The organism is Sphingobacterium daejeonense (assembly GCF_901472535.1).
Classification (GTDB): Bacteria; Bacteroidota; Bacteroidia; order Sphingobacteriales; family Sphingobacteriaceae; genus Sphingobacterium; species Sphingobacterium daejeonense.
The window spans coordinates 4,331,807-4,347,226 of sequence record NZ_LR590470.1 but is presented as its reverse complement, the minus strand read 5'-3'; the positions used below and the strand labels follow the sequence as shown (position 1 = coordinate 4,347,226).

Here is a 15,420-nt window from a genome sequence, read left to right as displayed (position 1 = left end):
AGCTATGGATATTGGAATAAGTTCCTTTGTATGGGTATCCCCGTTTTCTACGGAAAACAGGGATATCATTCTAAAGGCTAAAGAAATAGGCTATGATCTATTTGAAGTTGCGGTAGAGGACAAGTCGCTGATTGATTTTGGGCAGATAAAAAAGTACAGTCGAGAATTGGATATTAAGCTGAGTGTGAGTGGTGCTTTTGGTGCTGAGCGAGATATTTCGAGTGACAATCCAGAATTTCGGAAAATAGGATTACAATACATCAAAGACTGCGTTGATATTGCTCATTATTTTGAGAGTCCCATTTTTGGTGGACCCTTATATTCTGCAGTTGGCAAGACCCGTTTGGTCTCTGATGATCAGAAGTATGAAGAACGGATGTGGTGTCTAGAGAATTTAGCTGAAGCCACAGCCTATGCGAAGAGTAAAGGAATTACACTTGCCTTGGAGCCCTTGAATCGATTTGAAACTGACATGATCAATACTTTGGATCAGGCTGCAGATCTGATTGGAGAAATTAACGATAAAAACCTACGGTTATTGCTAGATACTTTCCATGCTAATATAGAGGAAAAGCATATTGAGGAGGAAATTCTGAAATATGGTGATTTGATCGTACATATTCAAGGCAATGAAAATGACCGAGGAACTCCAGGAACAGGGCATTTAAGTTGGGACAAAATCAAGGCTGCTTTGGCGGAAGTGAATTACCAAGGTGCTATTGTTTTGGAAACATTTGGTTCACCTTCAAAAGAGCTGGCTCGTGCAGCGAGCATTTGGAGACCATTGGCAGAGAGTGCAGATATTTTAGCACAAGAGTGTTTCGAGTTTTATTATCAACAATTTAAATCTTAATTGCAATGGCAGAACAAAAAGATATAGAGACTATTAGCTTTGGTGCTAGGAATAAGTTGTTTTGGGGCTGTTTTATCGTATTGGTAGCTTCTGCATTTGGTTTTGTTTTCCGTTCCTTTTTGATGGCCGATTGGGCGGTAAAGTTTGACTTGAGTAAAACTCAACAAGGAGAGATTTTTGGGGTTAGTTTTTGGCCATTTGCCTTAAGTATTGTGTTTTTCAGCTTGATCATTGATTCCATTGGATATAAGAAGTCAATGATCTTTGCTTTCATCTGTCACGTCCTTTCTGTTGGTATTACCATTTTTGCCAATGGATATTGGATGTTGTATTTAGGGACTTTTTTGTTTGCGTTGGGAAATGGTGCTGCGGAAGCTGTTGTAAATCCTGTTGTTGCAAGTCTGTACCCCAAAGACAAAACTAAATGGTTGAATATTCTACATGCAGGTTGGCCGATGGGTATAGCAATTGCAGGTTTATTGGGGATAGGCTTAATATCTATTCAAACAGATTGGAAGATTATCATTTGCTTTATTTTATTGCCTGTAATTGTTTACGGTTTGCTGATTGCCAATGTTCATTTTCCGGTCAACGAACGGGTTAAAGCAGGTGTGAAATATATCGATATGCTCAAGGAAGTAGGGGTATTGGGAGCATTGGTAATTATCAGTCTCTGTGTCTTTGAGATCGGGAACTTGTTTTCTATTGGTTTAACCTTAAAGATCATTTTGATTGTGTTATCGGTAGGAGTCTTTGCTTATTACGTTCGTTCTTGGGGCAAGGGTTTATTCTTTTTATTGTTGTTGGCTATGGTTCCCTTGGCTACGATGGAATTGGGGACTGACAGTTGGATCACAGACTTGATGACTCCTGAGATGAAGAAATTAGGATTCCAAGGCGGCTGGGTTTTAGTCTTTTCTGCAATTATAATGACTGTATTGAGGATGTATTCAGGTGCTGTGACCAAGATCTTTTCACCATTAGTCATCCTTACGATTAGCTGTCTGATTGCTGCAGTAGGATTACAATTATTATCAGTTACTACTGGAGCGTATATTCTGTTGGCTTCATTGCTATATGCCCTTGGAAAGACCTATTTATGGGGTACTATGTTAGGTGTTGTATCGGAGCAATTTCCGGGTGGAGGTGCTTTGGCACTTAATATCACAAGTGCAGTAGGTCAACTAGGTGTTGGCATAATTGGAGCAGTGTTCCTAGGATTTATACAAGATGGAAACATAGACCAAGGACTTCGGGCGTACGACCAAACCAACAATACCCACTATCATGAAGAATTAATGACTTTAGATAAGAAAAGCATTTTTGGAGAATACCAATCTATCGACCATGTTAGGTTAGCTGGCGAGGATGACCAAGTTAAGGGAGTTGTTCAGCAAGTTGAAAATGAGGCTAAGAAATCTGCCCTTTCAACAGTTTCGTTGTTGCCGGCAGGATTGTTTGTGTTCTATTTGATATTACTTATTTATTTCAAAAGGAAAGGAGGCTATAAACCAGTAGACATTTCAACCAACTTATAAACCAAGGTTCTATTTTCAAGGAGAAATAGAACAACAAAAAATATTCAAGTTCAAGGTGCTTCTCAAAAGCACTCAGGATTTATTTAACCTAAAGTAATCAATATGAACTTATCACCAATGATAAACTTATATACTAACCAGTGTAGTTTTAAGAATTGGATTTCATTTGGGAAGGTGAAATCATCAATTGCGATTCTATTAATTTTTAATTTGATTTTTATAAATCAGGTTTTTTCTCAGAGTCGAACATTAACCGGAACAGTTACGTCTGATTCTGGTGATGTACTAGGAGGAGCTTCAATTTTCGTTAAAGGGACCAATATTGGAGCTTCTACGGACATCAATGGAAATTTTTCCATCAATCTTACCGGGCAAACGAATCCCATTTTAGTTGTTACCTATCAAGGATATGCCACAAAAGAAGTAGAAGTGAAGCCTAGTGACACTAATATTTCTGTTTTTTTAATAAACAACAATCCGGAGGCTATCACAGAGGTTGTAGTTACAGGTTTTGGTATGACCCAAAAGAAGGAGTCGTTGACTTCTGCGATTTCTACAATTGGGGCAGATGACATCAGTCGTTCAGTAGCTTCGACTACTTCTGGAGCCTTAGTTGGTAAGATCCCGGGAATCAACTCTCGCCAGACGGATGGTCGTCCGGGAGCAAGCACTGCCCTTCAGATTCGGAACATGGGAAATCCTTTATATGTCATTGACGGTGTGCAGAAAGATGCCGGACAATTCAATAACTTGGATTTCAATGATATCGAAACCATTGCTGTTCTGAAGGATGCTTCTGCCGCTATCTATGGTGTTCGCGCAGCGAATGGTGTAATCGTTGTTACAACCAAAAAAGGTAAGCGCAATTCGGGAAACACTATCAATATAGTCGGGAACTACGGCTTTCAGAACCTTTCAACTTTTGCCAAGCCAGCAAATGCAGTAACCTACATTGAAAATTACATTCAGTCAGAAACTGTTCAGGGCAAGTCATTGACGTATAGCAGGGAGGATTTGGAGAAGTGGCGCCAGGGTACCGAAAAGGGATATGTTCCATTTGACTGGTACGATTATATCTGGGAGACATCACCACAACAGTATATTTCTGCAAATACATCAGGTGGTTCCGAGAACATCAATTATTATTTCAGTGTTGGTCACTTGAACCAAGATGCAATCATTGTTAATTATGGAGGGTTCAAGCGTACCAATATTCAGATGAACGTTGAGTCCCAGATAACCCAAAAGCTTAAAGTTGGGGCTTCGATGAACGGACGCTATGAGAACCGCACCAATCCTGGGGTTCCAGGAGCGGACGATTACTGGCTTCCAGTTTTCGGTACATACCGGAATCTGCCTACAAAAAGACCTTTTGCAAACGACAATCCACTTTATCCTACCAGAACATCTACTGACCCTGGAACCAACTTCGCCTGGTTGAACTATGACCTCTCTGGAAAATACACCGATACTTGGCGTGTAGCACAATTAAATGCCAATGCAGAGTATGATCTATTTGAAGGGTTAAAAGCAAAAGCTTTGGTTGGATACTATTATGCAGCTCAAAAATTGGATAACCATGAATTCACGTATAAATTGTATGGTTATGATGAACCCACAGATACTTATCCAGTAATTTTTGAGAACAATAACCCTTGGAGGGAGCGCAGGATGGGTTATGTAGAAGAGTTAACCTCAAACATTCAATTGAACTATACTAAAGCTATAGATGGTCACAATATTAACGTTTTAGGAGGATTCGAAACAATACAACGAAATACTCCAACGACGTGGGTTCACTCAATTCCTACTTCAAATTCATTGAAATTAATAGATTATCAGACCATGGATACCTATAATGACGAGGGAAACAATACCCAAGGTAGAATAGGTTACACAGCACGTCTTAATTATGATTTTGAAGGGAAATATTTGGTTGAATTATCAGGAAGATATGATGGTTCATGGAAATTTCCTCCGGGCCATAGATGGGGATTTTTCCCTGCAGGATCTGTTGGATGGAGAGCTTCAGCAGAGAATTTCTGGCAAAACAGTGGCTTGAGCGTTGTTAATGATTTTAAAATAAGGGCGTCGTATGGTTTGTTAGGTGATGATGAGGTTTCTGGATACAGTGCATTTGGATATATGCCAGGTTTCAACTACAAAACAGGTGGTTCTGTAATTGACGGTAAATATGTTTTAGGGTCACAGCCTAGAGGTTTGCCAGTGACTACTTTATCTTGGATCAAAGCTAAAATGTTAGACATAGGTATTGACTTTGCATTATTGGATTCAAAATTATCAGGTACTGTAGATTACTTTCGCCGTATCAGAACAGGTTTACCGGCTTCAAGGTATGATATTCTGCTTCCGTCAGAAGTTGGATTTTCCTTGCCTAGCGAAAACTTAAACTCAGACGTTATCACGGGTATGGATGCGATGATTAAATGGGCAGACCGTTTAGGTGATTTGAACTATAGTATAGGAGCCAATGCCACTTATTCACGTTTCTTTGATTGGAATCAATATAAGCCACGTTTCAGCAATTCATGGAATGTTTACCGTAATTCTATTAATGAGCGTTATGGTTATATCAATTGGGGTTTAGAGTCTGATGGTCAGTTCCAGAGTTGGGAAGAAATTGCTAATTGGCAAATCGACAACGACCGTCAAGGAAACAAGACATTGCGTCCGGGAGACATTAAATATGTAGATCAAAATGGCGATGGGGTTATCAACGGATTAGATGAGCGTCCGATTGGTTACCGTCAAGATTCTACTCCTATTTTCAACTATGGTATGAACTTTGGTTTTTCATGGCGCAATTTTGATTTAGCATTTGACTTATCGGGAAGTGCTTTGAATACCTATTTCATGGAGTGGGAGCAAAGAAATCCTTTCCATGACGGAGGTAACAATGCACAGCATTATATGGAGGATACATGGCGTTTATCAGATATTTATGATGCCAACAGCGAACTAATTCCGGGTAAATATCCGATGTTATTAATCGGTAACTCGAATCACAGTAACTATTGGAACAGTGATTTCTGGAAGACTACTGTACGTTACATCAAGTTAAGAAATCTTGAGTTTGGTTATTCACTTCCAGAAGGGTTGACCAACAAGATCAATATGAAGCGTATCAGGGTTTATTTTTCTGGTCAGAACTTGTTGACATTCTCGAATTTAAAGGGATTAGATCCTGAGATCAATGCGACGAATGGCTTGGTTTATCCAACGACTAGGATTATGAACTTTGGGATCAATTTGACTCTATAAATTGAATTTACAACCTAAAATTGATTAGTAATGAAAAGATTTTCAAACAAATATAAAGCGCTTATTCTCCTTGCTTTGTTTTCTGCGAGTTGTAATAAGATTTTAGATCAGAATCCGGATCAGATTTTAACGGAACAACAAGTTTATACCGACGAGATTATGATCAAGTCTGTGTTGGCAAATTATTATGGCAGAGTTCAGTGGGGTCAGAGTACTGATGATTCCTACACTTTTACCATACTTGATGAGGCTGGCAAATCGGATGGTGGTCCTGATAATATCCAAACTTATTCTGATACCCAATGGCGAGTTTATGACTATACATTGATACGTAATATCAACCAGTTTTTGGCTGGCTTACGTGCAAGCTCGACTATTGCTGAGGATAAACGTGCTGGATATGAGGCTGAGGCGAGATTCTTAAGGGCCTGGATATACTTCAATATGGCGAAAGGTCTTGGCGGTATGCCGATTGTTGGCGATGAGGTGTTTGATTATGTCCCAGGGATGGATATTACAGCTTTGCAATACCCACGATCTACAGAAGCAGGGATCTACGATTATGTGATCTCTGAGGTGGATGCCATTGTAGGTAATATGACTGATGTGCCGGCTACAAAGGCAGCACGCGCGAATAAATGGGCAGCATTAATGTTAAAGGCAAGAGCAGCAATTTATGCAGGTTCTATTGCTAATTACAACAATAAGATGACTAGTCCGATTCGTACTTCAGGTGGTGAAGTTGGAATTCCGGCTTCTGAAGCACCAAAATATTATCAATTGGCTTTGGATGCTTCTGAGCAAGTTATCAACAGTGGTAAATATAACCTTATGTTGAAAAAGCCTGAGGATTTAAGTCGGAACTTTTATGAAGCAATTAATATCAAAGAGAATAATACAGAAGTAATTTGGGCTAAGGATTATATTTATCCGGGGTTAACTGTTGGCTTTACGAGAGTTAATATTCCGGCTTCACATGCTGAAGATATCGATAGAGCTTATGCTGGTCCTATCTTAAACTTGGTGGAGGATTTTGAATATAAAAATTCAAGGAATGGAGAATTAAAGACCAAAGATGCTTCTGGCAATTATATTTTCTATAATTCACCTTTGGATTTGTTCAAAGATAAGGATCCTCGTTTAGCAGGGACTGTTATTTTGCCAGGTGCGGATTTTAAAGGTGAAACTGTAGTGCTTCAAGCAGGGCAAAAAGTGTTGCAGAATGGTGTTTATGTGAATAAGACTGGTGATTTAGGATCTACTGATGCAAACGGACTTATTACATCTGAAAATGGACCTATCACTTCCAACGTTCAATATGTCAATAAGACTGGTTTCTTTTTCAGGAAATTTTTGGATGAAACTCCATTGGCTTCTACGCGTGGTCGTAACAGTGACCTTTGGTACCCTAGATTTAGATTTGCGGAAGCTGTTTTGATTGCTTCAGAAGCCGCATTTGAGTTAGGCAATACGGCTAAAGGATTAACTTATATCAATCAAGTTAGAGCACGTGCCGGTTTACCAGCATTGACCTCGATGACCATCAATGATATTGTTCAGGAACGTAGGGTTGAATTTGCCTTTGAGAACCATAGATATTGGGATTTAAAACGTTTTAGACTTGCGGACAAGATTTGGAACGGTTCTAATCAGAATCCAAAAGCCATGCATTATGCTTTATTTCCATATAAAGTTGTAGCACCTGGCACTGCCAATCACGGGAAATGGGTTTTTGACAAGCAACAATTCAATAACTCACCAAACCCAAGATTCTTCCAGATGAAACATTATTATAATTTCATTGATCAGGCTTGGATTGATAATAATCCTAAGATTGTTAGGAATCCATTTCAATAATTTTAAAAACAAAGAAGATGAAAAGATTACTATATGCGATAATCGCGACAGCTTTGTTTATTCAAGGTTGTGGAAAGGATAATTATGATGAGCCCCAATCAGTGATTACAGGGAAGGTGACTTTCAATGGGGTTCCGTTGAATGTTAAGGGCACCGGTGAGGCGGTTCAACTCAAGTTGTTTCAGCCTGGGTATCAGTTAAAAGCGGAGGTACCTGTTTATGTTGGTCAAGATGGTACATTTAAGATCAAAATTTTTGATGGTCAATATAAGCTTGTGGGACGAAATAACAACGGTCCATGGGTCAATGCAACCGATACGTTGGACATCAATCTGAACGGTAATACAGAAGTGAACTATGAGGTTAATCCTTATTACTTGGTAGAGAACACGAAGTTGAGCATTTCTGGCGACAATAAATTGTCTGGAAGCTTCTCAATTGTGAAAAATGTTGCTACTGCAAACATGTCTTATTACACGGTATTGGTTAGTAAGACTGCTTTTGTGGACGACGTTTCTAACTTTTACCGTAAAGATTATGACACAGCTACCGGCAGTGTAATAAATGTTTCGGAGGACTTAAGTAACAATGAAACTGCCAAGTCAGCTACAGCATTATTTGCTAGAGTTGGTGTTCGAGCTACTGCTGCCGATCAAGCAATTTATTCAGAGGTTATAAAAATTAGATAAGTAATATTTAGAGCCTTCTAAAATTACTTATTTGGTTTAAGTGTTTATATGGTTTAGAAAAGCTGCTGTGAAGCAGCTTTTCATTTTTTTTTGGCAAAAAAATTGATAACTTTGTATTATGTCTAAGAACTTGCAAGTAACTATAGATAAGGATTCAGGCTTTTGTTTTGGCGTAGTTTACGCGATAGATATGGCTGAAGAGATCCTCGGGGAAGATGGTTATCTATACTGTCTTGGGGATATTGTGCACAATGATGAGGAGGTTGCTAGACTTAAAGCAAAAGGATTGCGCATTATTTCGCATGATGAACTACCTAACTTGCAGAACGAGAAAGTGCTGATCCGTGCTCACGGAGAGGCTCCAGAAACCTATAAGACTGCTTTAGAAAACAATATTACTTTAATAGATGCTTCTTGTCCTGTTGTTTTAAAACTTCAGAACCGCATTAAGACTTCTTTTGATGGTGATGAGAAAATCTTGATTTTTGGAAAACATGGCCATGCTGAAGTGATTGGGTTGCAGGGGCAAACCAATAATGAAGCTATCGTTTTTCAGGATATCGCTGAGTTAGATTCAGTTGAATTGCCTTCTTCATTTACACTATATAGCCAAACGACCAAGAGTGTTGATCGTTTTTATGAAATTAAGGATGAGTTGATTCGTCGTGGTTATGAAGTCAAAGCAAACGATACTATTTGCAGGCAGGTTTCAAACCGTTATGAAGATCTTGGGAATTTTGCTAAACAATATGATAAGATTGTTTTTGTTTCCGGGAAGAAGTCTTCTAACGGCAAGGTTTTATTTGATGTTTGCAAAAACATAAATCCGAATACCTACTTTGTTTCAGATTCTGAAGAGCTTGATTCACAGATTTTTGGTGTCAATGAGACGGTTGGTATTTGTGGTGCTACATCTACCCCTATGTGGTTAATGAAAAAAGTAAAGGATACGATCGAATCCTTTTAATCGTCATTTAAATTTAAAATTCATTGATTCAGGCCATTGAAAGACATCGATGCGCCTGTTTTGCTGTAAATATTGCTTAATTTTGTGTTTAGAATGAGTAAAAGAGCTAAAAAGGGTGTTTTGTTGGTACAATTGGGTACTCCAAATTCACCCACTACCGGTGAAGTGAAGAAGTATCTTACGGAATTTTTGATGGATCCTCGCGTGATGGACATACCTTATGTTTCAAGGACGTTATTGGTTAAAGGCATTATTGTACCCAGGAGAGCTTCTAAGTCCGCAGAAACTTATTCTACAATCTGGTCCGAAGAGAATGGATCACCATTAATGCACTATAGCATTCGTCAACAAAAGAAACTCCAGGAAGAGTTGGGTGAAGATTATCATGTTGAGTTGGCAATGCGTTATCAAGAACCTTCTATTCCTAATGCCCTAAAGAATCTTGAAGGCATGTTTTTGGACTCCCTGGTTGTCATTCCCTTATTTCCACAATATGCTTCAGCTACTACCGGTTCGGTAATCGATCGCGTGATGGAATTAATGCGTGGGTGGCAATACTTTCCGAAAGTAAGTTTCGTTAGTAGTTACTGCGATAACCCCTTGATGGTTGATGTGATTGCGGAGCATGCTCATAAGCACGATCTGGGCGGGTTATGATCACTTTTTGTTCAGTTATCATGGGTTACCAGTTCGTCAGTTGGGCAAGATCGATCCAAAGAAAGAATTGAAGTGTCCTGATTTTGGGTGCGAAAGTTGTAAGAAAGAAACTAACCCCTACTGTTATTTGTCTCAGTGCTATGCGACCACGAGGGCAGTGGTTGAGAAACTGAATATACCCGAGGATAAGTATACGGTTTGTTTTCAGTCCAGATTGGGAAAGACACCATGGATCCAGCCATATACATCTGACACTTTGCACAATTTAGCAAAGGAAGGAAAGAAGAAACTTTTGGTTTTCAGTCCTGCTTTCGTTGCAGATTGCATTGAGACCTTGGATGAGATTCAGGTTGAGTATGCCAATGAGTTTAAGGATATGGGAGGAGAAGAGGTTCATATGGTCGAGAGTTTAAACGATAATCCAAAATGGATTGAAGCACTGAAACGGATGGTGCTGGAAAACGGAAATTAAGATGTTGCAACTAAACGCGGTTATACTATTTTTATTAGATTTTTATATCTTTTTTGCCTTAAGGGCGACGAAAATAGAGTTTATAAGAACAAGATGGTTCACTATTTTATGGTGGGGCTATTCTATTTCATTATTAGCCGGTCTGTTTATTTCATTTAAGTTTAGTATTCCTCTTTCTGTACGTTCGATTATTTTAGTAGCTTTTTTCCTTACTGCGGTAAGTAAATTTATATATGCTATCGTTCTTATAATAGATGATTTGCGTAGAGGAGGAATTTGGGTTGGCAGATTATTCTCTAGAGGTAAAGGTAAGGATTTGGAGGAGAGGATTGAGACCTTGGAGGAACCGTTGCCGGAGGTGCCTAAAAAGGGGATTTCTCGTTCGGATTTTTTGCTGAAGTCAGGAATCGTAGTTGCAGCCTTGCCGATGATTCCATTGGCTTGGGGAGTTATCTCTACGGCATATGATTATCGCATCAGACGTCAGAAACTAGTTTTGCCGAACTTGCCGAAGGAATTCCATGGAATGACTATTGCACAGATTTCGGATGTTCACTCAGGTTCATTCTATAATAAAAAAGCAGTGATGGGTGGCGTTGAGATGCTGTTGGGAGAGAAGCCTGACGTTATCTTTTTCACGGGTGACTTAGTGAATAATGTAGCTTCAGAAATGCGTGATTACCAAGATATCTTTTCTCATTTAAAAGCAGATTTGGGAGTGTATTCCACTTTAGGAAACCACGATTATGGAGATTATTACTACGGACCTGGAGACTCACCTGCAAAGCGTAAAAACCTGCAAGACCTTATCGAAACTCACAAAGTAATGGGTTGGGATCTTCTGATGGATGAAAATAGAACGTTGAAAGTTGGCAATGAGGAGATTTCCATCGTTGGGGTTCAGAACTGGGGGACAGGTAGATTTCCTAAAAAAGGTGATCTGCAGAAAGCTATGTTGGGTACTGATGATAAAGCTGTAAAACTATTGTTGTCTCATGATCCTTCACATTGGAGAGCACAGGTATTGGATACAGATATTGATGTTATGTTCGCTGGCCATACTCACGGTATGCAGTTTGGTGTCCGTGGCGAGAACTTCCAATGGAGTCCAGCAAAATATATCTACAAAGAATGGGCAGGATTGTATACTCAGGGATCATCCAAGCTTTATGTGAACACGGGTTACGGCTTTTTAGGTTATCCTGGACGAGTTGGTATTGCTCCTGAGATTACCATCTTTGAATTGGTTAAAGGATAGCTATTCATAGAGCGGTACAATTCTAAAATTAAAGTTAATCACCGATTCTTCTTCGCGACAAGTCAGTACAATAGGTTCATCTGGATCGATTTCATTTATTCTCAAAGTGATATGGTCGTCCATGAAGTCATCATTTGGTCCAGAGTCATATTCTAAGATATCCGCTCTTATTCCTATTTTAGCTATCTCGCGATCTCCTTTCATTGGAAATCTAATTGCTTTGTTCAGCGTAATGAATTTATTTTGTTTCAATAGAAGAGGGTTGTCTTCATTTCCTTTTGTGAATGTCCAAAAGAAATCTTTATAAGGCAGTCCTTTTTCGATGACCTTGAGCATATTCTGATTGAATTTGTCCTCATCCAAAATATCCTTGTTGTTTTTGTCGAAGGCTCTGATTCTTACCATGGCCTTTACATCTTCACCTTCACCACCATCATCATTTACTTCACAGATTAATGTCTCCCATATAATCTTATATTTAGTTGGTGAAGAATGGCATTGCCGGCTTACGTAGTCCACAAAAATGCTAGTTCCTACAGAATGCATGTCCAGCGTACATAAGGAATAAGAAATCGGCACTTCATCATTAGTTCCCTTTAAATAATCTTGAATTGTTTTTTTGATACTTTCTGGGGAGCTGTCTGTTAAGCTTAATGCGATTAGGGGAGAACCACCCATTGCTACAACCTGTACGGACACATTGTTTTCTTGTACCTTTATTTGTACAGATTCATTGACTTTTGCAGATGCAAGCCAATAATCTGCATACTGCTCCAAGTCCATTTCCATTCCTTCGTAACTTTCGTCGCTTTCAAAGATGAGATACAACAATCTTCCGTAACCTACTGAATCGACGAATACCCAATTTGGGTCAATATTATTTCTAGGTACTGCATCTTCCACGTTTGGATCTTCTTCTTTTATGTAAAAGAAGTCCTCAGGTTCTTTTATAGTGTTGCTCACGCTAACTGTATAGTACAACTGTTTACATTCTAAGTAAAACTTATGGGTTTTTCTTTTTGAATCGAAAGAAATGTCATGACTTCCCCCGAATCCCAAGAAGTGACCTGTTCCACTGAAGTTTGTCAAAAGGGAGGAGTAAGATTGAAATTCCTTAATACTGCCATGCGTAAAAGCAATGTCGGGCATATCTTTACTGCGAATGATCTTATTGATTACTTCTCTTATTTCATGTTTATAAGGGTTTTCTACCTTTACTGATGCGTCCTGAAAATGATGGCTATCTACTAATAGGTATAATGGCTTTCTAGCATACGGAACAGTATTGGCATTTCCAGTTACGAGTTCTTTCATTTGGTAAACCCCATCCAAGAATATTTTGGATATGGCAAAATTTGTTTCGATAACTTGGTTGGACGCCCAAGTTCCTGAAGTTTTACCAATAGCACATTTCCAACCTGGTGAGTTATCTGAACCAGTAATTTCTTGCTTCGCATTGGTGTAAGGCTTTAGGTCTCTTTTGAAAGAAAGTGTCACCTTATCGTTAGGGGAGAAATCAATCTTATGGGTGTGGAGTTGATTTATTTTACCTTGGAGAAATCAAACTTTGGTTTTACTCTCGTAATAGTAGTTGGGATTCGAAATAATTTTTTTGACATGACAAATGGGATCTAGGCATTTGAACGATGTTAATTTTTCAGGTAAAATTAGTTCGTTTAAAAATAATAAGGGGGTTAAAAATGCGACATCTTTATCTGTCAGAGCTAATAATTCAGCCTACCTTGAATGCTAATTTGTGCATTATTAATTTCATGGATTAGGTTCTCCATATTCATGCCTGTAAAACTCTTAAAGTCCTTTTTGAGATGTTGTCGGTCAAAATATTCATTACTATAGGCTAGTTTGTCAAGTTATTGGATGAATCTTGTTCTAGCATCTGAAAAGCTTTTGAGAATCTAACGATTCTATGGCATAGTTTGGGATGCATTCCAATTCGTTGCTGACTTATACTTTCCATTTGTCGTGTTTATAAACAGCTCTTATCAGCAAGATTGTTTATCTTCATCTGTTCCTGATTGGACCATAACATATGCATGGCAGCATCTAAGTGATGTTTATCCTTGCAGATTGTCAGTTGTTGCATTAAGAACGATTGGATTAGGTCAAGTGCACAATAGGGACTGGTTGCCTGTAATAGAGCTTGGATGAGGGTTTTTATTTTATTTCCAAAATGAGTTCAGCGTCAATTCCTTGATCTAAAAGTTGATATTGAGGGATTCCAGTAAGTCGGAACAAGGCTCCTGGGAGTAGACCAACCCTGACCGTTCTGTATTGATCTTTACTATAAATCCACACTGGATTTAGCTGCGGTCCGACTACTATGGATTGAGGCTGCTTAAGAAACAGGTTTGTATTCGGGTCGTAAAGGGAAATGGGAGCATGGAAATGGAAACAGATTCCCGATTGTGGTGTGGGGGGGTGGAATAGAACATCCCGCCGTTTGCCGGAAAATCTTGCTGGATATAGGTTATGCAATGCACAAGATCAGCTAAGCATGAGAGGGAATATGGGACTCTATAAAAACCATTTCCACTAAAATTCTTTAGCTAATTTATGCAATTTTTCAGTGCTTGAAACTCGCTAATTATCAAAAACTGTTTCCGAATTCCGAAATTGGTAATGATCTTTAATCTAATATTCTAGCAAAGTGGTTGTTCAGATGCTTTCTAATAGCGGTTCTATAAGCTTTTGCATCTCTTAACCTCAAAATTTCCACTAATTCTTTATGAGAGATAAATTCCACCCTTTACAATATCCTTTTCTAGCAATCCACTTTGGTGAACATATTCCAAAAATTGGAATGAGCATTTCCTGTAATTCCAATAGAATTCTATTTTTTGATATCTTATATAATTTTCCGTGGAATTTTATTTCATCTTCGACTTGCCAAGGATAAGCAGTGTCACCCGATACAATTTCATTGGCGATGTTGTCCAATTCATCAAGATCTTCATCGGTGATATTATTTACTATAAAATCAGCCATTCCCACTTCCAGAGCCAATCTCATTTCGAACATATCCTTTAATGTTTCATTATCCAATATTGAGGGATGGAATACTTTTCTCAAAGAGCCTAATACATCAGGATTACGCAATACAGCACCTTTATGTTTTATTGATTCAATCAATCCAATGGTTTTCAATCTCAATAAAGCCTCCCTAACTACAGTTCTACTTACCCCTAAATTATCTGCAAGGTCTAACTCTTTAGGCAGAACATCCCCTACAGTCATTTTATTTTTTTGGATGTATTGAATGATTCTTTGTTCAGCCTTATCACTAAACTTGAAGTGTCAATACTTCCTAATTTTTCCATTTCGGGGCCATTTTCCTCCATAAGTTTTTCGTATTAGGTTAGAAATAAGATACAATAATATTAAAAAAAAGTTTGGAAGTAAAACATTATGTCTTACATTTGATGTGTTATTATGTATAACATAATCCAAATTATTGTAAATCTACTATGAAAAACCTTTATTATTACTCATTGCGGGGGATTATTGCCATAATCTTTCTGAGTTGCTTCAGTTTAGCATCTTATTCGCAGTCCTTAATCAAAGGGGCAGTTACTGATCAGGATGGGAATCCATTGGAAGGTATTACTGTTTCTAATCAAACACAAAGTCAAACTACACAAACCGATTTACAAGGAAATTTCAGTATTACTGCGAAATTTCTGATGTACTATTATTTACCTCGATCGGTTATGAGTCCCAAACGATAACATTAGAGAACTTAGGTTCTTTAAGGATCTTTATGGTACCGACTGGGGAGAATTTGGATGAAGTTGTTGTTTTGGGCTATGGCAGCATTAAAAATCAAATT

Annotated in this window: 12 protein-coding genes and 1 pseudogene; 10 read left to right on the top strand and 3 right to left on the bottom strand. The window is 38.4% G+C overall.

The window, feature by feature from the left end:
- Window positions 1-4: 4 nt before the first annotated feature.
- The 9 genes from FGL31_RS20685 to FGL31_RS20650 all read left to right on the top strand — a co-directional run bounded on the left by FGL31_RS20685 (window position 5) and on the right by FGL31_RS20650 (window position 11,573).
- Window positions 5-853 carry a sugar phosphate isomerase/epimerase family protein gene (locus FGL31_RS20685; protein WP_138094145.1) on the top strand — a complete coding sequence of 283 codons (849 nt, stop codon included), beginning with the start codon at window positions 5-7 and terminating at the stop codon, window positions 851-853.
- Between the two features lie 5 nt (window positions 854-858).
- Window positions 859-2,391, top strand: a complete 1,533-nt coding sequence (locus tag FGL31_RS20680) for an MFS transporter (RefSeq protein ID WP_138094143.1) — start codon at window positions 859-861, stop codon at window positions 2,389-2,391.
- A gap of 210 nt (window positions 2,392-2,601) precedes the next feature.
- On the top strand, window positions 2,602-5,673 hold the full coding sequence (locus FGL31_RS20675) for a SusC/RagA family TonB-linked outer membrane protein (protein ID WP_197734346.1): 3,072 nt from the start codon (window positions 2,602-2,604) through the stop codon (window positions 5,671-5,673).
- A 30-nt stretch (window positions 5,674-5,703) separates the two neighbouring features.
- On the top strand, window positions 5,704-7,530 hold the full coding sequence (locus FGL31_RS20670) for a RagB/SusD family nutrient uptake outer membrane protein (protein ID WP_138094139.1): 1,827 nt from the start codon (window positions 5,704-5,706) through the stop codon (window positions 7,528-7,530).
- Between the two features lie 17 nt (window positions 7,531-7,547).
- Window positions 7,548-8,219 (top strand): DUF3823 domain-containing protein, encoded by a 672-nt coding sequence (locus tag FGL31_RS20665; protein WP_138094137.1) that lies wholly within the window; start codon window positions 7,548-7,550, stop codon window positions 8,217-8,219.
- Window positions 8,220-8,337: 118 nt separating this feature from the next.
- Window positions 8,338-9,186: a 4-hydroxy-3-methylbut-2-enyl diphosphate reductase gene (locus tag FGL31_RS20660; RefSeq protein WP_138094135.1), complete on the top strand. Its 849-nt coding sequence runs from the start codon at window positions 8,338-8,340 to the stop codon at window positions 9,184-9,186.
- 93 nt (window positions 9,187-9,279) lie between these two features.
- A complete protein-coding gene (hemH, locus tag FGL31_RS29395) occupies window positions 9,280-9,843 on the top strand; it encodes a ferrochelatase (RefSeq protein WP_317131102.1) in 564 nt (187 codons plus the stop codon).
- The gene (locus FGL31_RS29390) at window positions 9,812-10,315 is read left to right on the top strand and encodes a ferrochelatase (RefSeq protein WP_317131101.1); all 504 of its coding nucleotides are present in this window, start codon (window positions 9,812-9,814) and stop codon (window positions 10,313-10,315) included. Before hemH ends, FGL31_RS29390 begins: the two co-directional genes overlap by 32 nt.
- Window position 10,316: 1 nt before the next feature.
- Window positions 10,317-11,573, top strand: coding sequence for a metallophosphoesterase (locus tag FGL31_RS20650; protein ID WP_138094133.1), 1,257 nt, complete (start codon window positions 10,317-10,319; stop codon window positions 11,571-11,573).
- On the opposite strand, the gene FGL31_RS20645 is transcribed toward FGL31_RS20650, so the two are convergent.
- The 3 genes and pseudogenes from FGL31_RS20645 to FGL31_RS30145 all read right to left on the bottom strand — a co-directional run.
- Window positions 11,574-13,070, bottom strand: coding sequence for a thiol-activated cytolysin family protein (locus FGL31_RS20645; RefSeq protein ID WP_138094131.1), 1,497 nt, complete (start codon window positions 13,068-13,070; stop codon window positions 11,574-11,576).
- Between the two features lie 1,239 nt (window positions 13,071-14,309).
- On the bottom strand, window positions 14,310-14,723 hold the full coding sequence (locus tag FGL31_RS20640; protein WP_394366197.1) for a FadR/GntR family transcriptional regulator: 414 nt from the start codon (window positions 14,721-14,723) through the stop codon (window positions 14,310-14,312).
- Window positions 14,706-14,861: pseudogene (locus FGL31_RS30145) on the bottom strand (FadR/GntR family transcriptional regulator); the annotation flags it as partial. The gene FGL31_RS20640 and the pseudogene FGL31_RS30145, both read right to left, overlap by 18 nt.
- A gap of 197 nt (window positions 14,862-15,058) precedes the next feature.
- Here FGL31_RS30145 and FGL31_RS20635 point away from each other — a divergent pair.
- On the top strand, window positions 15,059-15,319 hold the full coding sequence (locus tag FGL31_RS20635; protein ID WP_138094129.1) for a carboxypeptidase regulatory-like domain-containing protein: 261 nt from the start codon (window positions 15,059-15,061) through the stop codon (window positions 15,317-15,319).
- Window positions 15,320-15,420: the final 101 nt, after the last annotated feature.